Origin of the sequence: Janthinobacterium sp. SUN033 (assembly GCF_030397595.1) — a bacterium.
Classification (GTDB): domain Bacteria; phylum Pseudomonadota; class Gammaproteobacteria; order Burkholderiales; family Burkholderiaceae_D; genus Janthinobacterium; species Janthinobacterium kumbetense.
In genome coordinates this window covers 287,948-312,853 of sequence record NZ_JAPQNV010000006.1, presented here as the reverse complement: position 1 = coordinate 312,853, position 24,906 = coordinate 287,948, and the positions used below count along the sequence as shown (strand labels likewise).

The window sequence follows — 24,906 nt, the reverse complement described above, 5'->3', positions numbered from 1 at the left end:
GCAAACGGGGAATTACTTGGCGGCGGCTGCCTTGACTTCAGCGTCGGCCTTGGCCTTGGCTTCTTCCGTCTTGGTGGCGGCCAGGGCCTTGTCGGCGTTCGCTTCCACTTTTTCCTTGGCGACCTTGGCGTTCGCTTTCACGGCCGTCTTGGTGGCTTTCGCATCGGCCTTGGCATCGGTTTTATCCGCCTTGGCTTCCGCTTTCAGCTTGTCTTCCGCATCAGCATTGACGACTTTGTCGTGTGCCTTGGCCTTGGTTTTGTTGGCCTTGTGGTGGGCGTCGGCTTTCTTTTCGTCGGCCTTCATTTCCGCCTTGGCGACATTCGCGTCAGCCTTGGCATCGACTTTGGCTTCCGAAGCAACAGCCTTGTTGACGTCTTTTTGCGCGGAAGCCTGGGCTTTCACAACGGCTTCCGTGGCCGGTGCGGTTTGCGCGAAGGCGGCGGTGGCAAACAGGGTAGCGATCAGTGCGGCGAGTAATTTGTTCATGATGTGACCTTTCAATATGGTTTAATTTTATTCTTACTAAAGGCGGGCAAAATGTTCAAAATTTGCCAGGCATCGCGCTGTTTCTTGATGTAGCGCAATGGCATGACTTCATAGTAAAGATAACGGGCAAACCACACAGTGCGTTAGCGCACTCAACGGAAAATATGTGCATTTCGGCAAACTTCCCATCGAGCGCGGCCGTACACTGCAGGACCTCACACGCTGACGGCCAGGGCCGCGTGGCGCGCCGCCACCCACTCCTCATTGGCCGGCTCCACGCCCACCACGATGCGGCTGGCATCGCTGGAAATACGGCTGGCGTTGCGCGCATTGGCCTGCGCGTCGAGCACGGGGCCAATAAAGCCCAGCTCGGCGCAGATGCGCTGGCGCAGCTCGGCGCTGTGCTCACCGATACCGGCCGTAAACACCAGCATGTCCAGCCCGCCCAGCACGGCCGTCAGGGCGCCGATCTCGCGCACGATGCGGCGGATATATAAAGCCAGCGCGGCGCGGATGCGCTCGCCCGTGGCATCCTGGCGCTCCTGCTGCGCCAGCAAGACCGGTGGATCGGCCGACACGCCCGACACGCCCAGCAAGCCCGACTCGTGGTACAGCACGTGCGCCACCTTTTCCAGCGACAGCTTTTCGATCTCCATCAAGTAGATGACGGCGCCCGGATCGAGCGAACCGCAGCGCGTGCCCATCATCAGGCCGTCGAGCGCGGAAAAGCCCATGGTCGTGGCCACGCTGTGCAGATTATCCATGGCGCACAGGCTGGCGCCGCTGCCCAGGTGGGCGACGATGACCTTGCCGCGCGCGACGGCACCGAAACGCTGCTCCAGCACCAGCGACTGGTATTCGTACGACAGGCCGTGGAAGCCATAGCGGCGCAAGCCCCGCTCCCACGCATCGTAAGGCAGTGCCAGCATCTGCTCGACCTGCGGCACCGTGTGGTGGAAGGCCGTGTCGAAGCACGCCACCTGGGCGATGTCGGGACGCGATTCGAGCAGCACCTCGATCGCCTCCAGCGCGAACGGCTGGTGCAGGGGCGCGAGCGGCACAAAGCTTTTCAGGTCCGCCAGCACGGTGAAGTCGATGCGCACGGGGGCGAAATACTTGCTGCCGCCATGCACCACGCGGTGCGCCACGGCGCGCAGCGGACGCCCGTCCAGCTGCGCCACCACTTGCGCGCGGATGTATTCGAGGGCCGCGTGATGCGGCTGCTCCGGGTCCAGCTGCAAGGCGACCGCCGGCAGTCCGCCGGCGCGGTAAGTGGCATTTTCGCGGCCGATGCCTTCGACCTTGCCGCTCCATTGCGCCTGCTGCGGCAGCACGCCGTGCGCTTGCTCGAACAGGGCGAACTTGATGCTCGACGAGCCGCAATTGAGCACCAGGATCAGGGTGCCGTCGGCGGCATGTTGGACTGCTGCGTTCATGGCGGCGTGCTCCGGTAATGGTTGGCCAGCATCACGGCGATGGCGCACGAGGCGATGCGGCTGGCGCGCGAATCGGCGCGGCTGGTCAGAATGACGGGGATTTTCGCGCCCAGCACGATGCCGGCGCTGTCCGCGTCACCCATGTATTCGAGCTGCTTGGCCAGCATATTGCCGCTTTCCAGGTCGGGCACCAGCAAGATATCGGCGCGGCCCGCCACCTCGGAGACGATGCCCTTGACGGTGGCGGCGGCGATCGACACGGCATTGTCGAAGGCCAGCGGGCCGTCGAGGATCGCCCCGGTGATCTGGCCGCGGTCGGCCATCTTGCACAAGGCGGCCGCATCGAGCGTGGCGGGCATGTCCGCATTTACCGTTTCCACGGCGGCCAGGATGGCCACGCGCGGCCTGGCCACGCCGATCACGTGCGCCAGGTCGATGGCGTTGCGCACGATGTCGGCCTTCATGGCCAGGTTGGGCGCGATATTGATGGCCGCGTCCGTGATGATGAAAGGACGCGGATAGGCGGGCGTCTGCATCAGGAAGCAGTGGCTGATGCGGCGCTTGGTGCGCAGGCCGGCGCTGGCCGACAGCACGGCCGACATCAGCTCATCCGTGTGCAGGCTGCCCTTCATCAGCGCCTCGACTTCGCCCTTGCCCGCCAGTTCGGCACCGCGCGCGGCGGCCGCATGGCTATGCTCGACGTCCTCGATGGCGATGCCGGCCAGGCTCAGGCCAGCTTCCAGCGCCACCGCCTCCAGGCGCGCGCGCGGCGCCACCAGCACGGGCGTGATCAGGCCGGCCGCATGCGCGTCGAGCGCGCCGGACAGGCTCAGTTCATCGCAAGGGTGGATCACGGCCACCTTGATCGGACCCAGGGTGCGCGCGTGTTCCAGCAGGCGCCGCGTACCGTCGCCGTTATGCAGGCGTACCTCGGGCAGGGTGGCGCGCTGGCGTTCGATCTGCTCGGCGGGCGCGATCACCTGCGCCTCGCCGTCGAGCACCACGGCACCATGCTGGTTGACGCAGCGGCACGCCAGGGTCACGTGGCGGCTGCGCGGCTCAAGGGCCGTGACGGTGACGCTGATGGCCAGCGTATCGCCCACGCGCACGGGCTGCAAAAAGCGCAGGGTCTGGCCCGTGTAGACGGTGCCGGCGCCGGGCAGGCGCGTGCCCAGCACGGCGGAAATGAGGGCCGCGCCCCACATGCCGTGGGCGATCACGCCCTGGTAGCGGCTGGCGGCGGCAAATTCGGCATCGAGGTGCTGCGGGTTGTCATCGCCCGACATCACCGCGAACAGGGCGATATCGTCCATGCTCAGGGTGCGCGTGATGCTGGCGCTGTCGCCGATGGCGATCTGGTCGAAGGTGCGGTTGCGTACGATATTCAAGTCATCGTCTTGGGTAGTAGTCATCGTGGTCTTCTATACAGGGGTAATGTGTTTGGCCGGCTTGGCTTTTGGCCCGGCAGGGGATGAGCGCGCGTCCGACGGCAACGCCTTCGCTTGCGCCTTGATCGCGCGCTCGAAGACGTCTTGCATCTGCTGCAGGCTCGCTTCCTCGTCCGGCGTCGGCGCTTCGGGCACTTGCAGCACTTGCTGCAGCCATTCGGACAGCGCCCCGATGTCGTCCGGGCTGGCGCGCGACAGCAGAATCGGCAAGGCGGCGATGGCGGCATCGAAATCATGCAGCATCAAGCGCGCCTGCTGGCGCACGATGCCGCGGAATTCCTCCATGTTGACATCCTGCCGGTACTGCGGCTTGATCAATTTCAGGGCCAGGTTGACCCTGCGCTCGTCGGCGATCATGCGGAAGCGGTAGATGTAGAACAGCGCGCGCACGGCCGCTTCCACCAGGCCGCCCCGCTGCATGTCCTCGTCCATCTTGCGCGTTTCGCAACGCACGTATTCGCAATGCTCGGGCGAGATACCGGGATGGGGGCGCGGCGGCGTAGTGTCGCCGATGGCTTGTCCCGTCAGCGCCTGCACCAGGGGCGAGCCGTACACCAGGTCGAAGGTGGTTTCCTGCACCGTGTCGCGCCAGTCGCGCCAGCCGTTCAAGCCGGCCGTGATGGCGCCGGAGATGGCCTCCTGCATGGCCAACAGCGGGTTGTCGGGCGCCACCGGCTGGCGATGGGCGCGTACTTTTTCCGCCTCCTTGGCCACCAGCCTGGCCAGCGGATTATGGTCCGTCCAGCGTTCGTAAGACACGCGCAGCGGATGCGCGAGCTGCAGGAAGCGCGCCGACTGCGGCGTGACCATGGCGCGGACCCACGGTTGCGCAAACGTGCGGTACAAGGCCAGGTTCACTTCGGACACGCGCGCAGCGGCGGCGAACTTGCGGTCGTTTTCCACGCTTGGCTGCACGATGGCGCGCACATCCTCGATGCCGCGGTGCTCGACCTGCAGCACATAGTCGCCGCTGGCCAGGTCCGCGTTCGGCGTATCGGGCGTCTTGTCGACGATTCTCGCTTCGTAGATGCCGGCCGGCAGCAGGTTGATCAGGTCGATATTGCTGGCGAATTTCTGGTGCTCCTTGTGCCCCACCTTGGCCGAGACGAAGATACCCAGGTGGCCGATGCTGTCATGCACGGCATACACGATGGTCTGGTCGTGCATCAGCACGTCCTTGTCGTCGCGGTACAGGTCCGTGATCCAGCCCAGCGCCTGCGGCGGCGGCGTGATGTTGTCGCCGTTCGAGCAGAACACGACGATGGGCGAACGGATATTGCGCAAGTCCAGGCGTACGCCATCGGACGTGATCAACTCCGCCGTAGCCAGGCGGTTGCCGATGAACAGATTGTCGACGATGTACTGCATCTCGACGTCGTTCAGGAAGACGTGGCCGCCCCAGTATTTTTCAAATTCCAGGTAACGGGGCGCTTCCGTGTCGATGTTTGCATACAGGTTGTACTGCTTGCTCCACAGGGTGTTGGCCGGGTTCAGCTTCTCGAAATTCTGCACCAGGCTGGCGCCGTCGAAACGGCCGTTGCCCAGGTCGCCCGCCAGCGCCGTGGCCCAGCTGCCGCCCATCAGCCCACCGGCGTAGCGCATCGGATTGCGGCCATGCCAGCCGGCCCAGTACGACACGGGCGCGCCGGCCACGATGATGGGACCGAACAATTCCGGGCGCATGGCCGCCGTCATGAGGATTTGCCAGCCCGCCTGGCAATTGCCGATGACGACGGGCTTGCCCTCGCTGAGCGGATGCAGGGCGATGACTGTTTCCAGGAAGGCCGCCTCGGCGTGCATCACGTCTTCCACCGTCTGTCCCGGCACGGGATCGGGCAGGAAGCCGATGAAGTAGCACGGGTGGCCGGCGCGCAGGGCCACGCCGATCTCGCTCTCGGCCTTGAAGCCGCCGATGCCGGGACCGTGCCCGGCGCGCGGATCGACGACGACGAATGGCCGCTTCGATGGATCGGGTTCCGGCGCATCGGGCGTCAAGATGCGCGCCAGGCCGTAGTTGACGGGACGCGCCAGTTCCAGGCCCGACATCACCAGTTCGGCGGGGAAGTCCAACACGTTCGGCACTTCCTCGGCCATGTGCTCCTGGTACTGGTTGCCGCGCCGGCGCATCACGTCCGCGTACAGCACGATGCGCTGCCACGAGTCGCGTGCATAGTCGCCCAGCACGCCCAGCGACGGCAAGCCGCCGGTGGAGAAAAATGGTGCAGCTTCGATCTTCATGGCTATCCTTTTCATGCAAAAAACGCCGGACCATTCCGGCGCGGGGGCTACGCCATCTGGCTGATGGTCTTGCGAAAGCGCGCCAGCGCGAAGGTAAACAAGGCCGTGCCGATGGCCAGCAAGGCCAGGAACGGCTTCCACACCACGTCGATGCCGGCGCCCCGGTACAAAATCGCCTGGCTCAATTCGACGAAATGCGTGGTCGGGGCGATCAGCATGATGTTTTGCACCAGCTGGGGCATGCTTTCGCGCGGCGTGCTGCCGCCCGAGAGCATCTGCAGCGGCAGCAGCACGAGGATCAGCAACATGCCGAACTGCGGCATGCTGCGCGCCACGGTGGCGAGGAAAATCCCCATCGACGTGGTGGCAAACAGGTGCAGCGCCGCGCCGCACAGGAACAGCGCGATCGAGCCTTCGATGGGCACGTGCAGCATGCCGCGCACCACCAGGTTCAACGACAGGGCGGCGGCCAGCAGCACCACCAGCCCCATTGACCATACCTTGCCCAGCATGATCTCGGCCGGTGTCACGGGCATCACCAGCAAGTGTTCGATGGTGCCGTGTTCGCGCTCGCGTATCAGGGCCGCCCCCGTCAAAATGATCGACAGCATCGTCACCTGGTTGATGATTTCCATCAGCGAGCCAAACCACGCCTGGCTCAGCGAAGGATTGAAGCGCGCGCGCATCACCAGTTCCACGGGCGAGACCGTCGCGCCCCGATAGCGCTTGGCGAATTCGGACACTTCGCCGGCGACGATCTGCTGAATATAACCGCTGCCGCTGAAGGCTTGGCTCATGCGCGTGGCGTCCACGTTCAGCTGCAGCTCCGCCTGGCGCCCTCCCAGCACGTCGGCCTGCAGCTTGGGCGGTATCGTCAGCACGAAGGTGTACTGGCCCGCGTCCAGGCCCGCATCGACCTGGCTCTGGTTGATCATGGCCGGCGGCGTGAACTGGGGCGGAAAGAAGGCCGAGGCGATGCGCCCGGACAGGGGCGAGCCATCCTCGTCGACGATGGCGATCGAGGCCATGTGCAGGGTTTCCGGCTTGGCCGTGGCGGCCACGTAGATGGCCAACGTGAACGTGTAGAGGATCAGGATCAGCATCATGGGATCGCGGATCAGGCTCCAGATTTCCTTCACGCCCAGGCGGTAGATATTTTCAAGATGCCGCATATCAGCTCTCCTGTTTCTTCAGCAGCGCCACCGTCACACCGAGGATCACGGGGATCGCCACGATCAGGGGCCAGAACGAGGCATGCAGGTCGCCAAAGCCCAGCGCCTTGTTGAACACCCCCCGGCTGATATTGAGCATGTGCGTGGCCGGGTACATCAGGCCGATCGCCTTGCCCACGCCTTCCATCGACGAGACGGGATTGAGCAGGCCGGAAAACTGGATGGCCGGGATCATGGTGCCGATCATGGTCACGAACAGGGCCGCGATCTGGCTGCGCGTAAACGTCGACGCGAACAAGCCGATGCCGGTGGCGCAGATATTGAAGATGAAGGTGGCGCCGATCAGGGTCGGCAAGCTGCCCTTGATCGGCACGCCAAAGGCGGTGACCGCCAGCAGCGCCATGAGCACGAAGTTGAGCATCGCCAGCAGCACGTACGGCACCTGCTTGCCAAGCAAGAATTCCAGGCGCGTGACGGGCGTCACGTACAGGTTGATGATGGAGCCCAGTTCCTTTTCACGCACCACGGACAGCGCCGCCAGCATGGCCGGCAGCATCAGCAGCAGCAGGGGAATCACGGCCGGCACCATCGCCGGCAGGCTTTTCACGTCCGGGTTGTAGCGGTAGCGCGTCTGGATGGCGACGGGGTTGTTCATCGTGATGCCATAGCGGTGCAAGGCCTGGTCGGCCAGCCACAGTTGATGCATGCCCTGCACGTAGCCCTGCACGGTTTCGGCGCGCATCGGCATGGCGCCGTCGATCCACGCGCCCACCTGGGCCGGCGCGCCGCGCTGCACGTCGCGCGCAAAGCCGGGCGGAATTTCTATGGCCAGCGACAGTTCGCCGCTGCGCATGCGCTTGTCGATATCGGCATAGTCGCGCAAGGGCGGTCGCTCGATGAAGTAGCGCGAGCCGGCCAGGTTGTTCGTGTAATTCTGGCTCAAAGTCGTCTGGTCGTGGTCGAGTACCGCGTAGCTCAAGTCTTCGACGTCCAGGCTGATGCCGAAGCCGATGACGAACAGCAGCAGCACGGAGCCGCCCAGCGCCAGCGTCAGGCGCACGGGATCGCGGCGCAGTTCCAGGGTTTCGCGCCACATGTAGCTGAGCATGCGTCCCAGGCTGAAACGGCTGCGCCGGTGCTGCGGCGCTGGTGCCTGCACTGCCGCTTCCTGCGCGGGCGCCGGCGTTTCCTGCACTGCCGCGGGCGCCGTGCCGCCGCCCGCCTCTTCCAGGTAGGCGATGAAAGCCGCTTCCAGCGACGGTGCGCCCTTCTTGCGCACCAGTTCTGCCGGCGTATCGCTGACCAGCACTTTACCCGCGTGCATCAGCGAAATGCGGTCGCAGCGCTCGGCCTCGTTCATGAAGTGGGTGGAGATGAAAATGGTGACGCGGTCGCGCCGCGCCAGCTCGATCATCAGGCGCCAGAAATTGTCGCGCGCGATGGGGTCGACGCCGGACGTCGGCTCGTCGAGGATCAGCATTTCCGGCTTGTGCACCATGGCCACGGCCAGCGACAGCCGCTGGCGTATGCCCAGCGGCAGACTATCGGGCAAGTCGTCCATCACTGCGCGCAAGTCGAAGCGCTGCGCCATCTCGTCGATGCGTACACCGATTTCAGCTTCCGGGACGTGGAACAGGCGCGCGTGCAGCACCAGATTCTGGCGCACCGTCAGTTCGCTGTACAGAGAGAAGGCCTGCGACATGTAGCCGACCCTGCGGCGCGTGTCGATGTCGTTGGAATCGACCTCCTTGCCGAACAGCCAGGCCTTGCCTTCCGTCGCCGGCAAGAGGCCCGTGAGCATCTTCATGGTGGTCGACTTGCCGCAACCGTTCGATCCCAGAAAGCCGAAAATCTCGCCGCGGCCGATGCGGAAATTCACATGGTCTACGGCCGTGAAATCGCCGAAGCGCATGGTCAGATCTTTGGCCTCGATGGCCACGTCCTGCGCGCTGGCCGCATCCAGCGGCGTCATCACCACGGGCTGGTGGCCGGCGCGCTTGGCCTCGGGCAGCAGCTTGATGAAGGCCGCTTCCAGGTTGCCGCTGTCCGTGCGCGCCAACAGTTCGGCCGGCGTGCCCGTATCGAGCACCTTGCCGTCATCCATGGCCACCAGCCAATCGAAACGCTGCGCCTCGTCCATGTAGGCGGTGGCCACCATCACGCTCATTTGCGGGCGCTGCACGCGGATGCCGGCGATCAGGTCCCAGAACTGGGCCCGCGCCAGCGGATCGACGCCGGTGGTCGGTTCATCGAGAATGAGCAGGTCGGGATCATGGATCAACGCGCAGCACAGGCCCAGCTTCTGCTTCATGCCGCCCGACAGCTTGCCCGCCGGGCGCGCCAGGAAGGGCTGCAAACCCGTGCTGCGGGTCAGCTGGTCGATGCGGCGGCGGCGTTCCGCAGCGTCATGGCCGAACAGGCGCGCGAAAAACTGCAGATTTTCCTCGACCGACAGGGTCGGATACAGATTCTTGCCCAGACCTTGCGGCATGTAGGCGATACGGGGACAGACGTCGTCGCGGTGGCGCGCATCGCGCATGTCGCCGCCCAGCGCCATCACGCTGCCCTGCTGCACGGCGCGCGCGCCGGCCACCAGCGACAGCAGGCTCGATTTGCCCACGCCATCGGGCCCGATCAAGCCCACCATGCGGCCTGCCGGCACGTCCAGGTCGATGGCGTCGAGCGCTAACGTCTTGCCGTAATGCTGGCTGACGCCCTTGATGCTGACGACAAAGGAGTTCACGTCCATGCTCACTGCGGAACCTTGGCAGTCAGTTCAGCGGGCCATGCCTGCTTCGCATCGAGACGCACCCAGGCCACGCCAGGCAAGCCCACTTTCACCAGCGCCAGATGCTTTTGCAGCAGCTCGCGGCTGATCTGCGCCTTCACGCGGAACATCAGCTTCTGACGCTCGCTGGCCGTTTCCACCGTCTTCGGCGTGAATTGCGCACTGGCCGCGACGAACGAGATCGTTGCCGGAATCACGTAATTGGGCGCCGCGTCGAGGATGATGCGCACTTCGCCGCCCAGCGCCACCTTGCCGGCCGCCGTCTCGGGCAGGAAGAAGGTCATGTAGACGTCCGACAGGTCGACCAGGTTAAGCACCTTGCCGCCGCCCGCCAGCACTTCGCCCTGCTGCGCCACCAGGTATTGCACGCGGCCGTCGCGCGGCGCCGTCAGCTGGCCATCGGCCAGGTCGGAATCGATGCGCGCCGTCGTCGCCTCGGCGGCAACCACGGCAGAACGGGAGCCCACCACCTGCGCCCTGGCTGCGTCGATGGCTGCCTGCGCCGCCGTCACTTGCGCCTTGGCCGCATTCAGGGCCGCGGCCACGCTGCGCACGCGGGCGCGGTCGTCGTCGAGTTCCTGCACCGAGGAAGCGCCCTCCTTCGACAGGGTTTCGGAACGGGCCAGGCGGCGCTTGGCCGCATCGAGTTCACTTTCGCGCTGCGCCACCATGGCCAGCGCGGCCGCCTTGTCGCTCTCGCGCACGGCCACCTGCGCCTGCGCGCCCACCACGGCGTCGGACGCCTGCTGCTGGCGCGCGCGCGCCTCGTCGCGCTGGGCCGTCAGGGAATCGACCTGCATGGTGGCCAGCGGCTGGCCCGACTTGACGAAGTCGCCCTCGCGCACGAGGATCTCCTTGACCCGGCCCGCCTGCTTGGTGGCGACGTCGATTTCCGTCGCTTCGATGCGGCCATTGCCGCTGACGAAACCTTCGCCTAGGCCAGTGGGACGCATTTTTTGCCAGGCCACATAGCCCAGCACGAGGACGGCCACGACCAGCGCGGCGGGGATAAGTTTTTTCTTCAGTTGTGGAGTCATGGTATCGGGGCGATCAAATTAGTGGGTGGAAGCGGCGGCGGAAGTGGCTGGCGCGCCACCGCCCAACGCCGCATACAGGCTGACCTGGCTAGAGAGCAGCGCGCGGCGCGTCTGCACCAGCTGCTGCTCGACCGTCAGCAAATCGCGCTGCGCGTCGAGCACTTCCAGGTAGGGCGCGGCGCCATTGTCGTAGCGCAGCTTGGCCAGGCGCGCCCGCTCGCTCTGCGCGGCCAGCGTGGTCTTGCCGATATCGACCTGCAGCGCCAGCCAGCGCCGGTTCGACAGCGCATCGGCCACTTCGCGGAAAGCACCCTGCACGCTCTTTTCGTAGTTGGCCACGGCCACGTCGCGGCGCACCTCGGCCAGTTCCATATTCGCGCGCAGGCGGCCCGCGTCAAAGATCGGCAGCACCAGGCGCGGCGCGAAATTCCACGCGCCGCTGCCCGAATCGAACAAGCCGCTCAATTCCGCGCTGGCCGTGCCGTAGGCCGCCGTCAAGGAAATCGTCGGGAAGAAGGCGGCGCGCGCGGCACCGATATTGGCTTGCGCGGCGCGCAGCTGATGTTCGGCCGCCACCAGGTCGGGACGCTGCGTGAGCAAAGCCGAGGGCAGGCCCGCATGCAGCGGCTGCAGCACGCTGGCGTCGTCGAAGCGGCGCACCTCACCAGCCACCGGCGTCAGGTCGATGGGGCCGCCCACCAGTTGGGCCAGCGCGTGCGCCTGCACGGCGCGCGCCTGTTCCAGCTGCGCCGACAGCGACAAGGCCTGGCTGAGCAAGGTTTCCACCTGCGTCAGGTCCAGCTTGGAAATCGACCCGGCTTCAAAGCGGCGCGTGAAGATGCGCAGCGATTCGGCGCGGCTGTCGACGGTGGCGCGCGCCAGTTCCACGCGTTCATCGAGTTCGCGCAAGCCAAGGTAGCCATTGGCCACCTGCGCCACCAGGGCCACGCCGACGGCGCGGCGCGCCTCGTCGCTGGCCAGCAGGGTTTGCAGGGCGCTGTCCTTCAGGCTGCGCACGCGGCCCCAGAAGTCGAGTTCCCAGGCGCTCACGTTCAAGCCTGTCTGGTACTGCGCGCTCGTCATGGGACGGCCCGTCACGCTCAGGTCACCGGGCACGCGCGCGCGGCTGCCCGAAGCGCCCAGCGCGATGGTGGGAAATTGCTCGGCGCGCTGAATGCCATACGCGGCGCGCGCCTCTTCCACGCGCAGCGCGGCGATGCGGATGTCGCGGTTGCTCGCCAGCGCCTGCGCAATGAGCGCCTGCAGGCGCGGATCGGCAAAATAGGCTTGCCAGGCGACGTCGGGCGCGTGCGCGCCGGCGGAATCGGTTTCCGGATACTGCGCCGCCACGGGCAGCGGCGGTGGCGCATACGGTGGCGCCATCGAGGCGCAGCCGGCCAGAGCCAGCGCGGTGGCCAGCGCGGCCATCCTGGCGCAGTTGGGCAAAGTAGGAACAGCCATGGTCATCTTCTTCCAGTCAATTCAGAATGTTGTAGCCGCCATCGACATACAGGGTGCCGCCCGTGATGGCGCGCGCGCCGTCGCCGGCGAGGAAGGCGCACAGCGCGCCCACGTCCTCGATGGTGGCCAGGCGCCGCATGGGCGAGCGTTCGATGGCGTCGGCCATCAGGCGGTCGAAATGGGCGATGCCGGAAGCGGCCCGCGTCTCCAGCGGTCCCGGCGAAATGGCGTTGACGCGGATGCCTTGCGGGCCCAGTTCGGCGGCCAGGTAGCGCACCGACGCTTCCAGCGCCGCCTTCACGGGCCCCATCAGGCCATAGTCGGCGATGACTTCCTCCGCGCCCAAATAACTCATGGTCATCAGGCTGCCGCCGTCCGGCATCAGCGGTTCGGCCAGTTTCGCCATGCGCATGAAGGAGTGGCAGGAGATATCCATCGCCTGCGCAAAGCCGTCGGCTGAACTGTCCGTCACGCGGCCATGCAAGTCCTGCTTCGGCGCATAGGCAATGGAATGGACGACGAAATCGAGCCGCCCCCATTGCCGTTCGATCTGCGCGAACAGCGCTTCGAGCTGGCCCGGCACGGCCACGTCGAGCGGCGCCATGATGGCCGCCTGCACTTGCTGCGCCAGCGGTTCCACGTATGGACGGGCCTTGTCATTGAGCCAGGTCACGGCCAGTTCGGCGCCGGCCGTGCGCAGTGCGCTGGCGCAGCCCCAGGCGATGCTTTGCGTGTTGGCAATACCCACCACCAGGCCCCGCTTGCCCTGCAAAGGCAAGGGCCGCAAGTCGGCCGTCATGCCTGGACCGGACGCAGGGCGGGCCACGGCGTGGCCGCATGCACGCATCGCACCGCGCCGGCGTGCATGGCGGCGGCGCAAGTGGCCAGCGTCACGCCGCCGGCACGCGCATACGGCAAGGCAATGGGAGTGTGAGGGTGTAAGGTACTGCACGCGTCAGGCGCGGGGGTCTGCATCTTCATGAATCGGCTTCCGTCACTGAAATTCGAGGCACGCACCAGTGCATTTTCGGGGAACTGGTACGGGGCGAAATTACTCTACAGCATTTAGACGCGTGATTCGTGATGAGTCCGATCCGCATTCCATGACGCTTTGAGCTAGGTCAACTATAAGTGCGATTGCGGCAATGCAACATTGATGTAAATCAAATTTTACCTCAATATTATCTAAATGAAATATTTTTCAGGCAAGCGTGCGGACGTATTGATTTGATAATATCACTGGGCTAGCGAGAAGAAAAGCGCGCAGGTGAGCGACAATTGGCATTGCCTGGAAAACAAGCAGCGCTGGGCAGCGGCGGAAGGCAGGCGGTGGGGAGAGGCAGAGAGGGGACCATGCTATTGCGATGCAACATGACCCCCCATGCATTACGGAAGCGGCAAGAGCGGCATTATTTGCCCGGCGCCGCGGCGGGACGCGAATACAGGTCGATGATGGTGCTGATGCCATCCTGGCACACGGAGCAGAACGTCTCGCTGCGGTCGAACATGATGCACTGCATCTCGGGCCGGTAGTAGCCGGACGACTCGTAGTTCGCGCCTTCGAAGGCGCCCACCGCATGGCGCTGCGGCGCCTTCGAGAACAGCTGCTGCGTGTAGGCCAGGTCGGCCTTGAACAAGTCGCTCATCTCGCTTTCCGGGCGGTTGGCCGCACGCAGGGCCGCGCGCTGCTTCTGGTATTCGCGCGCATGGCTATCGTATGCTTCCTTCGGCCATGGCGTCGGCAGCGGCGTGCCGGCCTTGACGTGGTGCTTCCATTTCAGCCTGGCCGGATCGCGCAGCGCCGTGGCATTCGGTTCCCACGGTTCCTGGCGCTCGCCATTCGACTGATAGGCCACGGGCGAGGTGTAGTACTCGTCGGCCAGGCCGGCGAAATGGTGGCCGAATTCATGCACGAACAGGTAATTGGCCCAGTCGCTATTGGCCGCCGCCGTGCTGAACTGGCCGAAGATGCCGCCGCCGCCGTAGGTATCGTTGTTGACGAGGATTTCGATGAATTCATACGGCGCGTACTGCGCCAGGTCGCGCAGCGCGCGGTTATCCGTCGTCAGCACATAGCGCTCGCTGCCGAAGATATCGTAGCGCGTGCCCAGCTGCGACGCGTGATGCACGCCCGTCGAGGGACGCGACACGCCCGACTCCTGGGTCGGCGCGGCCATGGCCCACACGTTGAAGTCCCTGGCCCGCTCGCGGAATGGCGAGACGGTGAAAAGATGGTCAGCCAGCTTGCGCGCCGTCGCTTCGAACTTGCCCATTTCGGCGGCCGTATAGCCGTCGCCCATGATCAGCAGGTCGACCTTGTCGGGCGATGGCCCGCTGATGCGGATCGGGATCGGCTTGACGGGCGCCGGCGGCTGCTTGCGGATCACGTCCTGCGCGGCAGGATCGACATCCGTGCTCCATACAACGGAAAACAGGCCGCGCTCGTCGCGCTTGAGGATGCGCACGCGCACGGGGTGCTCGGGCTGCGGGAAGCGCACGGACTCCTGGAAGGCGCGCGTGGTGGTCTTCGCTTCATCGGTGCTGGCCCATTCGCCGAAGATGGTGGAAAAACCGCGCGAGTACAGCACCTTGCCCGACTTGATGTCGACCACTTCCAGCAGGTTGTTGCCGCGGTTGCTGTCATCGATGGGACGCGCCAGGTTGCCCGGCCATGGCAGGGGCTCGACCAGCACGCGCTCGACCGCATAGTGCTCCCCCAGCGCATTGCCGCTGTGCTGGTAATCGATGCGCATGGTGGCCGGCGGCGGCGCATTATCCGCCTGCGCGGCAGGGACGATGCCGGCGGCCAGCGCCAGCGCGCAGAGGAAGGATCGAATCGGAGTCTGCTGCATGTCATTCCTAAAACGGTAGAAAAACAGGTGAAGGGAACGGTTTTCCAAACAATCGGCGGGCCTGCCGGCAGGTGCGGGAAAAACCGCTGCGGCACATTGTAGCGACAGGATGCGGGCGTGCAAAGCGCCCATTTCACGCGATTCGCTTGACCATGCGATAGAATCGATTTATATTAGACTGACTAGTCGATTAATTAAAGGAAAGAGCCATGCGCACCATCGATCCCGGCAAACACGCGGCCCGCCGTGACGCCATTCTCGCCGCCGCGCGCCACTGCTTTGCGCGCAAGGGCTTTCACCAGACCAGCACCGCCGCCATCTGCGCGCAGGCGGGCATGAGTCCCGGCAACCTGTTTCACTACTTCCCCTCCAAGCAAGCCATCATCGCCGCCATCGTCGACGAGGAAGGCAGCGAGACGACCGCCTATTTCGCCGGCGTGCAAGGCAGCGCCGATGCCTACGGCGCCCTGCTCGACTTCATGGACCTGGTACTGGCGCTGGCGGCCGATGACGACTTTGCGGGGCTGGCGCTGGAAATATCGGCCGAAGCGATGCGCGACGCGGATATCGCGGCCAGGGTGGCGCGCAACGACGCCAGCCTGCGCGGAGGCTTGCAAGCCTTGCTGGAAGAGGCGGCATCAGGGGGCCAGGTCGACGCCGCGCTGGACGCCGCGCAAACGGCCAGCTGGATCGCCGCGCTGATCGACGGCATCTTCAACCGGGTCGCAGTCGATCCCGATTATGCACCGCTGGCGCAACGCGCCAGCCTGCACCTGCTGCTGGCGCGCTTCCTGCGCCCTGCCCTGGCATGAGCGCCGCCCTGCAAGCCCAGCCCACACGCATCGCCGACGTCGACGCCCTGCGCGGCTGCGCCCTGTTCGGCATTTTGGTCGTCAATATCGGCGCCTTCGCCACGCCCTGGTTCGGCCTGGGATTGACCGATCCCGCCTTTCACGGCGGCGTGGACCGCGCCACGCACTTTATCGTCGCCCTGCTGTTCGAAACCAAGTTCTACCTGCTGTTTTCCTTCCTGTTCGGCTACAGCTTCACCTTGCAGATGCAGGCGGCCGCGCGCGCCGATGCGCCGTTCGTGCCGCGCATGCTGCGCCGGCAAGTGGGCCTGTGGCTGATCGGCGCCCTGCATGCCGTGCTCCTGTTTCATGGCGACATACTCACGACTTACGCTCTGCTGGGCATCGTGCTGCTGGCGCTGTACCGCTGCGGCGAGCGCCAGGCACTGTCCCTGGCGTTGATACTCGTCACCGTCTGCGTGGCATTCTGGGCAGGCATGGCCTGGCTGCAAAGCCTGCAGCCAGCGGGCGACGCTGCGGACAACGCCGTGGCGATGGCGCAAAAGGCGGCAAGCGCGCTGGCCGCCTACCACGCCACGCCGGCCGCCGTCGTCCATCAGCACCTGCGCGAACTGGGTGAAATCTGGATCGTCCTGCTGCTGGTGCAGGCACCGTGCGCGCTGGCCATGTTCCTGTGCGGCCTGGCCGCCGGCAAGCGCGAGATGCTGCTGCACGCAAGCGATTATCTGCCGCTGCGCCGCCACCTGCTGTGGGCCGGCGCGCTGGCGGGATTGCCCGGCGCCGCCTTCTACGCGTGGACCTCCGTGTATGGGGATAGCCAGGCATGGCAGGTGGCGGGACTGGCCGTGGGCCTGGCGAGCGCGCCACTGCTGGCGGGCGCCTACCTGGCGCTGGCGCTGGTCCTGTTCGAGCGCCTGCGCGACGGCACGCTGTTTGCGCTGCTGGCCGACACGGGCCGCATGGCCTTGTCGAACTACCTGCTGCAGTCGGCCATCTGCGCCGTGCTGTTCCTCGCGTATGGCGCGCGGCTGATGGGCAGCGTGTCGCCGCTGGGCGCACTGGCGCTGGCCGTCATCATCTTCGGCCTGCAACTGCCGTTGAGCCGTTGGTGGCTGCGCGGCCATGCGTATGGCCCTATCGAGTGGCTGCTCAGGGCCTTGACGATCGCCGCGTGGCCGCGCTGGCGGCGCACCGCTTACTTGTAGCGGTACAGGGGCTGGCGCAGCTGGATGGGGCGGATGTCGAGGCGCAGTTTCAGCACCGAATACGCTTCCGCCTCGGTCGAGCTGTAGCCGACGCTGTTGACGGTTTTACTGAAGCGGAACTCGAAGCCCAGGTCCGGATACGGGTCGCGCGGGTTGCCAAAGGCGATGCCGATGGCTTCCTGCTGCGCGTTGTCGATCAGGTTGCCCATCAGGTCCAGCACGGCGTTGTTGCCGAGGATGTCATTGGTGAAAACGGGTTCGCGCATGTCAGGCTGGTTCGGATCGAGCTTGTTGTCGGCCTTGTCCGGCGACGGCGTAAACACGCGCGTGACGAGGTTGAATTTGTCGCCCCGGTCCAGGTAGCTAATGGCCGCGTTGCTGATGTTAAAATTTTTCACGCCACGGTCGCTGATGGCGCCCGACAGGTCGATCAGCAGGGCGCCGCTATAACCGATGACTTCCACGTCGCGCATGGCGTCGACCACCATGGCGCTGTTTTCATCGATGCCCAGCCCCAGGTGATAGCCTTTTTTCAGCATCACGGGAATCATGCGCGCAAAGCGTCCGCGCACCAGCAGATGCTGGTCCACGAAGACATCGCTGCCGATGAAGCCCAGGCCGGGCGCGATCTCGCGGCCATCCGTCACCCCCATCTTGAGCATGTCGAGCACGGGCTTGGCGTCGTAGAACATGGTGGTGCTCATGATGGCGGCACCGGCGCTGGAACCGGCGATCACGCCGCCATTGCGATAGACCGACCAGATGGCTTCCAGCGCGGCCGTACGGCTGCCGTCCGGCCGCAGCAAGGCTTGCGTGATGCGCCCCTGGTCTCCGCCGGCAAAATAGATGCCGCTGGCCGACTTGATCTGCGTGACGATGGCGGGGTCTTCGGCAGCCTTGCGGTAATCCCTGTTCGGCAGCTTGACGGCCAGCGGCACGAAAAAGGCATCGGCGCCATATTGGTGCAGCTTTTTGATGATGCTTTCGCCCGATTTTTCCGGGTTCATCGCGGCCGAGGCCAGCACGGCGATGCGCGCGCCTGGCCCGCCCGACAGCTTGACGATGCGCTGCCAGACTTCGGCATTATCGGCGCGCAGGCCGCCGCCGATGATGACGAGCGTCCCCTGCGGCGCACTGCCGATGGCGCTGCCGCCGGGCGCCGCCACGGCTTGGACGCTGCACAATGCCAGCGCGAACAGCAGCGCGGCGCACAATTGTTGATACAGGCTTGAAGATGATTTCATGGTGCCTTTCGAATACAAGGAAAGTGGCGCATATTTGTTGATACAGGCACGCGCCCTTGCTGCCAAAACTGCTGCTTGCAATCCAACGCCATCGCACTACGATACTACTTGCTGCATATGACAGCGTTGTTGCGGTATCTCCAATTTTTACTTGAAACTGTAATTGGCGCTGGCATAGAAGCGCCGGCCGCGCGGATCCGTATAGGTCGGGTCATAGCCGGACAGGAAAAAGTAGGCCTGGTTCGAGTATGGCGGGCTGGTATTGAACAGATTCTGTATGCCTGCGCGCAGCTTGAACTGCTTGCTGACGGCATACGCGCCCGACATGTCCCACAGCGTGTAGGCCTTGACCCGATTCGGCTTGACGACGCTGCCGTCATCCGTGTTGATGGCCGAGTTCTGGTCATCGTAGCTGCTCGAATAGGTGTTCGACAGGCTGGCCGAATACGGGCCATGGTCCCAGTCCAGGGTAATCGTATGGCGCCAGCGCTGCACCACGCCGTCCGTGACGAATTTATTCAGGTTGCTGATAAAGGCATCGCCGGGGCTCGTCTGGATTTTCGAATCGAGCACGTAGGTGCCACTCAGGTGGGCGCCGAAACGTCCCCAGGCCGTCTTCACGCCATGCAGGTCGGCCGTGATATCGATGCCCGTAGCCTTTTGCGCGCCGCGGTTTTCCTTGCGAAGTTCGATGTAGTCGATTTCATTGTCCTTGTTGCGATGTACGAGGTCGCCGTACTTGGCCAGGTTGCCGAGGATGATGTCGTCGCCGATTTCGCTGATCAGATCCGTGCGCTTGATGTTCCAGTAATCGAAGCTGAAGGTCCAGTGCTGGCTCGGCTCGAGCACCACACCGGCCGTGAACTGGCGGCTGCGCTCCGGTTTCAGCTTGTCGTTGCTGTAGCGGCGCGTATCCCAGTTTTGCGCGCAATCGGCGTAGTTATTCTCCACAGTGGCGCATAACACGGGATCGGGCAGGGTCGCCGTACTGCTGTAGACGGTGGGCCGGTGCAAGTCCGACATCGATGGAGCGCGGAAGCCCTTGCCGGTGGACGCCCGCATCAGCACCTGCTTGCTGGGCATGTAAGTCAGGCCCACCTTGGGGCTCAGGGCGCCACCCACCTGCTGGTAATGGTCGTAACGGCCAGATAACTGCGCCTGCCACTGCTTGGTAAACGGCAGCAGCAGTTCGCTGTAAATGGCTTGCACAGTGCGGCTGTCGTTGGTGTCCTTGCCGCCTTCCGGCGCCGAATCGTCATTGATATTATTACTCATCAGTAATTTGGAAAGACGGAACTGCGTACGTTCGCGGCGCACCTCTCCGCCAACGGCAAGGGCCATGTCGCCGCCCCCCATGGCCATCAGAGCACGTGACGCCTTGAAATCAAGCGCATCCATGACGCCGCGCGCGTGGCGCACTTCATCGTTGACCTGGATGCTCTCAATCAGTGCCAGGCCCTCGGCACTGGAAGGCCCGAAGGGATTGATGCTGCCATCGGCGATACCTGCACGCAGCTTGTCCTTCAGCAGATAGCCTTTGGTATCACGGTCCCTGACGGTATTGACGCTATGATTCAAACCCACGTCATAATCCCATCCCGCCACTGTACCGGTCGCCCCCACCACGAAGCGCTGGCTTTCGCTGGTCAACTCACTGGTGCGGTTGCCCGCCTCCTTCAATCGCATGCGCACTTCCAGTTCGCGCTCCACCTGCTTGCCATCGTCATCCAATATGGTATCAAAACCGGTATTGGCCAATTGCGGCACCTTGCTGTAATCCAGGTAACCGATCACCCGTGTCGACGACGCGACATAATTGGTACGCGAACGGCTCAATGCCACCTCCGCATATACCTGATGCTCCGGGTTCAGCTTCAACACGCCCCGCGAAAGAAAATTCTGCTTCTCCGACTTCGGATACAACTCCGTATCGCGCATGTAATCGTAGGTACAGCCATCGACGCCGCCAGTGCCGTTGGGCAGGTACAAATTGGCAGGTGGATTGCAGTCCGGGATGGACAGGTTGATTTGCCGGTTGGTGATCGGCTTGCCGTTCAACAGGAAACCGACCTCCTGCAGGTGATCGCGCTGGGCACCCGACAGGCGGATATTCGCCGGGCTGGTAAAACTCGACAGCAAATGGCCAAGGCGCTCGGGCACGTTCAGGTTCGGAATGAACTTGCGCTGCGAGGTGCTGAGGCGGTCCGTCTGCTGCGCGTCGAGCACGGCGAAGATATTGTAGCCATCCGTGGCCAGGTCGCCCGTACCGGCCGTGATGCTGACCGTGCGCTTGCCGGCGCCGCCTTCCTGCGTGCCGCTGCCGTAGGCATTCAGCTCCACACCCTGGTAATCCTTGCGCGTAATGAAATTGATGACGCCGCCAATGGCGTCCGTGCCATACAGGGCCGAGGCGCCGTCGAGCAGCACTTCCACGCGCTGCAGCGCGGCGGCGGGAATATTATTCAGGTCCACGCCCGCATCGTCGCCGGGCGAGGCAAAGTTGGCCATACGCCGGCCATTGAGCAGCACCAGGGTCGATGACGTGCCCACGCCCCGCAGATTGGCGCTGTTGAAGCCGCGCTGGTCGCCGCCGATATTGATGCTGGCGCCATCGGTCAGGCCGCCCACGTTGGCCGACACGCGCGCCATCAGCTCGGCCGCCGTCGTCACCCCCGCCTTGTCGATCTCGGCGCGCGTGATGATCTGCACCGGCAACGCCGTCTCCGATTCCAGCCGCTTGATGGCCGACCCCGTGATTTCCACGCGCTGCATTTTTTTCGGCGCCGCTTCTCCGTCCTGCTCCTGCGCCAGCGCGCCGTTGCCCAGCATGCCCAGCGCCGCCGACACGCTCAAGGCCCCCAGCGCCAGGCGCACGCCTTGCGCCAGTGCCGACTCGCGTGGCGATACGCAACTGCCGTCTTGTTTTTCTGCTTGCATGCAAACTCTCCCAGATGGTATTAACCCTGTTTTTATAATGACTGCGGCACTGCCTTGCGCTGCTTTGCTGCTGTTTTCCGGGTACCCTGCGCGCCATGTTCGCCGCCGTACAGGTAGGCGGCGATGACTTCGCTCAAGCGGGCCGCTTTTTCAACGTTTTTCCTGTTCGATACCATCAGCGCCACGGCCAGCGCCTCGATCATGGCCAGCGCCGTGCTGGCACTGCTGGGCAGAACGGGATGGGTACTTTGCGCATACAACACGTGATCGGCCAGTTCGGCCAGGGGAGAGGCGGGCGAGTCGGTGAGCGCCACGATGCAGGCGCCGCGGTCGCGCGCGAAGCTGGCCAGACCGATGCAGTCGAGCGTGTAACGGGGGAACGAGATCACCACCAGCACATCGTGCGCCGTCAGGTTGACCAGATGGCCGGCCGCCACTTCCGAGCCGCCGATACCCACCACTTCCACCACATGCGAGCAAAACGGCTGCAGATGCTGCACCAGCATGCCGGCCAGGTTGGCCGACAGGCCAAAACCCATCACATACACGACCTTGGCGCGCGTCAGGCGGCGCACCACGGCCTGCACGGCGGGCGGCGACAGGGCATCGGATGTGGCGGCGATGTTCGCGGCCGCATATTCCAGGCTTTCCGTGACGGGCGACGTGGCGCGCGCGCGCCGCTCTATCGTGCGGCGCAGTTTGTCGACTGGCTGCAACAGCGATTGCAAGGTTTCGGCCATCGCGCCACGCATGGCCGAATAATTCTTCTGGCCGATATCGCGCGCGAAGCGGCTGATGGTGGCCGTCGATACCTGGCAGCTGTCGGCCAGTTCCTCGATGCCCAGCGCCGTCACCCGCATCTGGTTGCGCAGCAGGTAATCGGCGATCTGCCGCTGCGAAGCCGAACCGCTGGCCAGCACGTGCATCAGCGCCTGCCCCAGCGGAGACTGCGCGAAGGCGGCATCGGGCGCCGACAACGTGCCAACCCGTGGCGTATGGGGACTGCTGCGTGCAGGACTGGCGGATGCTTTCATATCACTGGCGGCCTGTATTCTTGGACACTGCGGATCACTGGCGGAAGGCGAAATCGGGTCGCTGGAACTTACTGTACTCATATCAAAAAGAAAACTCAACAAATATTTGTAAAAGGATTTTCATTGATTTACTTCGTGAAAATATTGCTACATAATCGACCGGAATCCATCAACCGCGCCCCGTTTTGGGGCGAATTCACCATGCAAGTACGACAGCATCCCATCTCCACCGCGCACGCCAGCGTAGCGTGCCAATTGAGCAGCTTCCACTTTGGCAGTGCGGCCGCCGCTAGCCGCAGCGGCAAGAAGGTGTACATCCAGGCGGCGCTGCATGCGGATGAAGTGCCGGGCATGCTGGTGTCGCAATTTTTACGCCGCGAGCTGCTGGCGCTGGAAGCGGCGGGCAAGATCCACGGCGAAATCATCCTGGTGCCGGCCGCCAACCCGATCGGCCTGGCGCAAGCCATCCACGGCGCGCCGTTCGGCCGCTTCGACCTGACCACCGGCATCAACTTCAACCGCGCCTACCGCCACGTGGCCGATGAACTGAAAACCACGCTCGATGGTCTGCTGGGACAGGATGCGCAAGCCAACGTGGCGCTGATACGCGAACATGCGCGCGCCGCCGTCGCCGCCTGGCGGCCGGGCACGGATGCGGAAACGCTGAAGAAAACCCTGCTGGGCATGGCCATCGACGCCGACATCGTGCTCGACCTGCATTGCGACAACGAGGCGGCCCTGCACATTTATACGGGCACGCCGCTGGCCGCGCAGATCGCCCCCCTGTCCGCGTTGCTGGGCGCGCGCGCCGTGCTGCTAGAACTGGCGGCCGGTGAAGAACCGTTCGACGAAGCCTGCAGCCGATTATGGTGGGATCTCGACGCGCATTTCCAGGGCCGCTATCCGATTCCCGCCGCCTGCCTGTCGACCACCGTCGAGTTGCGCGGCGAAGTGGAAGTGAGCTACGCCCTGGCCGAGCGCGACGCCACCGCCCTGCTGCGTTTTCTCGCCATCGAGGGCGTGCTGGAGATAGCCGGCGCCGGCGACGACTTGCCCGCGCCGCAATGCGAACCGACGCCGCTGGCCGGCGTGGAACCAATCCTCGCGCCGCATCATGGCGTGCTGGTCTACCTGCGCGAAATGGGCGACGTACTTGCCGCCGGCGATGCGGTGGCCGACCTGATCGACCCCGTCAGCGGCGAAACGACGACCTTGCGCTGCACCGTCTCCGGCGTCTTTTTTGCGCGCAGCGCCCACCGCCACGTCCTGCGCGGCATGAATGTCGGCAAGGTCGCCGGCGCTGTCGCCTTCCGCGGCGGCAGCCTGCTGAGCCAATAAATCTCACAAAAAAGCGCCATGAGAAAATTCAAGCTCCCCAATACCTTCGTCCTGCTGTGCGGCATCCTGGCCATGATCGCCCTGGCGACGTGGCTGGTGCCAGGCGGGAAATTCGACACGCAACTGGTGAACGGCAAGCAGCTGATCATCCCCGGTACGTTTCACTATGTCGACAACAAGCCGCAGGGGCTCGCCGCCCTGATGATGGCGCCCATCAAGGGCTTCGTCGACGCCAGCCTGATCATCGGCTTCGTGCTGATCGTCGGCGGCGCCTTCGCCGTGCTGCAAAAAACCGAAGCCTTCGATTCCCTGATCAAGGCCATCGCCAAGGCGCACACCAGTTCGCGCTTCGTGCGCGCCGCCATCATCCCCGTCTTCTTCACCATGTTTTCCTTGGGCGGCGCCACCTTCGGCATGAACGAGGAAGCCATCCCCTTCATCCTGATTTTCGTGCCGCTGGCGCTGGCTCTGGGCTATGACACCATCACGGGCGTGTCGATTCCCTTCATCGGCTCGCAGGTGGGCTTTTCCGCCGCCTTCCTGAACCCGTTCAATGTCGGCATCGCACAGGGCATCGCCGGGGTGCCGATCTTTTCCGGCATCGGCTACCGCCTGATCGTGTGGGCCATCGCCACGGCGGTCAGCATCGTGTTTTTGATGTGGTATGCGGCGCGCATCAAGCGCCATCCGGAAAAAAGCCCGACCTACCTGCTCGACATCGAAAAGCGCAGTGAGCACACATTGGACCTGAACAGCTTTGCCGGCATGACGCGCACGCACCGCGCCGTGCTGTGGATTTTCATGGCGACCTTGCTGACGATGGTCGTCGGCGTCGTCAAATACGACTGGTTCATCGATGAAATCGCCGCCCTGTTCCTGGTGATGGCCATCGTCGTCGGCCTGGTGGGCCGGCTCGACATGGACAGCCTGGTGGCGTCGTTCGTACAGGGCGCGCGCGACATGGTCAGCGTGGCGCTGGTCATCGCGCTGGCGCGCGGCACCATGATCCTGGCGCGCGACGCACAGATCATCGACACCATGCTGCATGCATTGACGCCCCTGGTGGCCTCGTCGAGTCCCGTCTTCGCCGCGCAAAAGATGTTCTTCATGCAGTCGGTGATCAACTTCTTCATCCATTCCGGCAGCGGCCAGGCCGCGCTGACGATGCCCATCATGGCGCCGCTGGCCGACCTGGTGGGCGTGACGCGCCAGACAGCGATCCTGGCCTTCCAGTTCGGCGAGTTCACCACGCCGATGATCCCAACGTCCGGCATCACCGTCGGCGTGCTGGCGCTGGCGCGTGTGCCCTGGATTACGTGGGCCAAGTGGATGATCCCGCTGCAGCTGATTTACCTGGTGCTGGCGCTGCTGCTCTTGATTCCGCCCTGCCTGATGCACTGGCAATAACCACGGCC

General features: G+C 64.5%; 17 protein-coding genes. 4 read left to right on the top strand and 13 right to left on the bottom strand.

Annotation, left to right across the window (positions count from 1 at the left end):
* Positions 1 to 12: 12 nt before the first annotated feature.
* From OX460_RS24780 to OX460_RS24735, 10 genes are all read right to left on the bottom strand, one after another.
* Positions 13 to 489 (bottom strand): hypothetical protein, encoded by a 477-nt coding sequence (locus OX460_RS24780; RefSeq protein ID WP_289900260.1) that lies wholly within the window; start codon positions 487 to 489, stop codon positions 13 to 15.
* 215 nt (positions 490 to 704) lie between these two features.
* Positions 705 to 1,925, bottom strand: a complete 1,221-nt coding sequence (locus OX460_RS24775) for an acetate/propionate family kinase (RefSeq protein ID WP_289900259.1) — start codon at positions 1,923 to 1,925, stop codon at positions 705 to 707.
* Complete coding sequence (locus OX460_RS24770) at positions 1,922 to 3,337, bottom strand: bifunctional enoyl-CoA hydratase/phosphate acetyltransferase (protein WP_251350238.1); 1,416 nt, start codon at positions 3,335 to 3,337, stop codon at positions 1,922 to 1,924. The genes OX460_RS24775 and OX460_RS24770 overlap by 4 nt, the downstream gene beginning before the upstream one ends.
* A gap of 9 nt (positions 3,338 to 3,346) precedes the next feature.
* Complete coding sequence (locus tag OX460_RS24765; protein ID WP_289900258.1) at positions 3,347 to 5,611, bottom strand: DUF3141 domain-containing protein; 2,265 nt, start codon at positions 5,609 to 5,611, stop codon at positions 3,347 to 3,349.
* Between the two features lie 47 nt (positions 5,612 to 5,658).
* Positions 5,659 to 6,783, bottom strand: coding sequence for an ABC transporter permease (locus tag OX460_RS24760; RefSeq protein WP_077408550.1), 1,125 nt, complete (start codon positions 6,781 to 6,783; stop codon positions 5,659 to 5,661).
* Between the two features lies 1 nt (position 6,784).
* Positions 6,785 to 9,532, bottom strand: a complete 2,748-nt coding sequence (rbbA, locus tag OX460_RS24755) for a ribosome-associated ATPase/putative transporter RbbA (RefSeq protein ID WP_289900257.1) — start codon at positions 9,530 to 9,532, stop codon at positions 6,785 to 6,787.
* Positions 9,533 to 9,534: 2 nt separating this feature from the next.
* Positions 9,535 to 10,608: an HlyD family efflux transporter periplasmic adaptor subunit gene (locus OX460_RS24750; RefSeq protein WP_289900256.1), complete on the bottom strand. Its 1,074-nt coding sequence runs from the start codon at positions 10,606 to 10,608 to the stop codon at positions 9,535 to 9,537.
* Between the two features lie 18 nt (positions 10,609 to 10,626).
* The gene (locus tag OX460_RS24745; protein WP_289900255.1) at positions 10,627 to 12,075 is read right to left on the bottom strand and encodes an efflux transporter outer membrane subunit; all 1,449 of its coding nucleotides are present in this window, start codon (positions 12,073 to 12,075) and stop codon (positions 10,627 to 10,629) included.
* A gap of 10 nt (positions 12,076 to 12,085) precedes the next feature.
* The gene (gene fabI, locus OX460_RS24740) at positions 12,086 to 12,868 is read right to left on the bottom strand and encodes an enoyl-ACP reductase FabI (protein WP_289900342.1); all 783 of its coding nucleotides are present in this window, start codon (positions 12,866 to 12,868) and stop codon (positions 12,086 to 12,088) included.
* 610 nt (positions 12,869 to 13,478) lie between these two features.
* Complete coding sequence (locus tag OX460_RS24735; protein ID WP_289900254.1) at positions 13,479 to 14,921, bottom strand: IgA Peptidase M64; 1,443 nt, start codon at positions 14,919 to 14,921, stop codon at positions 13,479 to 13,481.
* Between the two features lie 209 nt (positions 14,922 to 15,130).
* On the opposite strand from OX460_RS24735, the gene OX460_RS24730 reads away from it, so the two are divergent.
* Together OX460_RS24730 and OX460_RS24725 are read left to right on the top strand one after the other, a co-directional pair.
* Entirely contained in the window at positions 15,131 to 15,733 is a 603-nt protein-coding gene (locus OX460_RS24730) for a TetR/AcrR family transcriptional regulator (protein ID WP_289900253.1), read from the top strand.
* The gene (locus OX460_RS24725; protein WP_289900252.1) at positions 15,730 to 16,938 is read left to right on the top strand and encodes a DUF418 domain-containing protein; all 1,209 of its coding nucleotides are present in this window, start codon (positions 15,730 to 15,732) and stop codon (positions 16,936 to 16,938) included. Before OX460_RS24730 ends, OX460_RS24725 begins: the two co-directional genes overlap by 4 nt.
* Here the strand turns inward: OX460_RS24725 and OX460_RS24720 are convergent.
* The 3 genes from OX460_RS24720 to OX460_RS24710 all read right to left on the bottom strand — a co-directional run bounded on the left by OX460_RS24720 (position 16,929) and on the right by OX460_RS24710 (position 22,153).
* Entirely contained in the window at positions 16,929 to 18,182 is a 1,254-nt protein-coding gene (locus OX460_RS24720; protein WP_289900251.1) for a cyanophycinase, read from the bottom strand. The genes OX460_RS24725 and OX460_RS24720 overlap by 10 nt on opposite strands.
* Before the next feature lie 147 nt (positions 18,183 to 18,329).
* Entirely contained in the window at positions 18,330 to 21,119 is a 2,790-nt protein-coding gene (locus OX460_RS24715) for a TonB-dependent receptor (RefSeq protein WP_289900250.1), read from the bottom strand.
* A gap of 32 nt (positions 21,120 to 21,151) precedes the next feature.
* Positions 21,152 to 22,153 carry a MurR/RpiR family transcriptional regulator gene (locus OX460_RS24710; protein ID WP_251350227.1) on the bottom strand — a complete coding sequence of 334 codons (1,002 nt, stop codon included), beginning with the start codon at positions 22,151 to 22,153 and terminating at the stop codon, positions 21,152 to 21,154.
* Positions 22,154 to 22,354: 201 nt separating this feature from the next.
* Between OX460_RS24710 and OX460_RS24705 the strand changes: the two genes are divergently transcribed.
* Positions 22,355 to 23,491, top strand: a complete 1,137-nt coding sequence (locus OX460_RS24705; protein ID WP_289900249.1) for a succinylglutamate desuccinylase/aspartoacylase family protein — start codon at positions 22,355 to 22,357, stop codon at positions 23,489 to 23,491.
* A gap of 18 nt (positions 23,492 to 23,509) precedes the next feature.
* On the top strand, positions 23,510 to 24,898 hold the full coding sequence (locus tag OX460_RS24700; RefSeq protein WP_083299835.1) for a YfcC family protein: 1,389 nt from the start codon (positions 23,510 to 23,512) through the stop codon (positions 24,896 to 24,898).
* Positions 24,899 to 24,906 lie beyond the last annotated feature (8 nt).

Excerpts from the sequence above, each read along its gene's own strand:
- OX460_RS24720 (WP_289900251.1), bottom strand. The coding sequence starts at position 18,182 with ATGAAATCATCTTCAAGCCTGTATCAACAATTGTGCGCCGCGCTGCTG.
- OX460_RS24770 (WP_251350238.1), bottom strand. The coding sequence starts at position 3,337 with ATGACTACTACCCAAGACGATGACTTGAATATCGTACGCAACCGCACC.
- OX460_RS24765 (WP_289900258.1), bottom strand. The coding sequence starts at position 5,611 with ATGAAGATCGAAGCTGCACCATTTTTCTCCACCGGCGGCTTGCCGTCG.
- OX460_RS24780 (WP_289900260.1), bottom strand. The coding sequence starts at position 489 with ATGAACAAATTACTCGCCGCACTGATCGCTACCCTGTTTGCCACCGCC.
- OX460_RS24730 (WP_289900253.1), top strand. The coding sequence starts at position 15,131 with ATGCGCACCATCGATCCCGGCAAACACGCGGCCCGCCGTGACGCCATT.
- fabI (WP_289900342.1), bottom strand. The coding sequence starts at position 12,868 with ATGACGGCCGACTTGCGGCCCTTGCCTTTGCAGGGCAAGCGGGGCCTG.
- OX460_RS24750 (WP_289900256.1), bottom strand. The coding sequence starts at position 10,608 with ATGACTCCACAACTGAAGAAAAAACTTATCCCCGCCGCGCTGGTCGTG.
- OX460_RS24700 (WP_083299835.1), top strand. The coding sequence starts at position 23,510 with ATGAGAAAATTCAAGCTCCCCAATACCTTCGTCCTGCTGTGCGGCATC.
- OX460_RS24760 (WP_077408550.1), bottom strand. The coding sequence starts at position 6,783 with ATGCGGCATCTTGAAAATATCTACCGCCTGGGCGTGAAGGAAATCTGG.
- rbbA (WP_289900257.1), bottom strand. The coding sequence starts at position 9,532 with ATGGACGTGAACTCCTTTGTCGTCAGCATCAAGGGCGTCAGCCAGCAT.
- OX460_RS24735 (WP_289900254.1), bottom strand. The coding sequence starts at position 14,921 with ATGCAGCAGACTCCGATTCGATCCTTCCTCTGCGCGCTGGCGCTGGCC.
- OX460_RS24745 (WP_289900255.1), bottom strand. The coding sequence starts at position 12,075 with ATGACCATGGCTGTTCCTACTTTGCCCAACTGCGCCAGGATGGCCGCG.
- OX460_RS24725 (WP_289900252.1), top strand. The coding sequence starts at position 15,730 with ATGAGCGCCGCCCTGCAAGCCCAGCCCACACGCATCGCCGACGTCGAC.
- OX460_RS24715 (WP_289900250.1), bottom strand. The coding sequence starts at position 21,119 with ATGCAAGCAGAAAAACAAGACGGCAGTTGCGTATCGCCACGCGAGTCG.
- OX460_RS24710 (WP_251350227.1), bottom strand. The coding sequence starts at position 22,153 with ATGAAAGCATCCGCCAGTCCTGCACGCAGCAGTCCCCATACGCCACGG.
- OX460_RS24775 (WP_289900259.1), bottom strand. The coding sequence starts at position 1,925 with ATGAACGCAGCAGTCCAACATGCCGCCGACGGCACCCTGATCCTGGTG.
- OX460_RS24705 (WP_289900249.1), top strand. The coding sequence starts at position 22,355 with ATGCAAGTACGACAGCATCCCATCTCCACCGCGCACGCCAGCGTAGCG.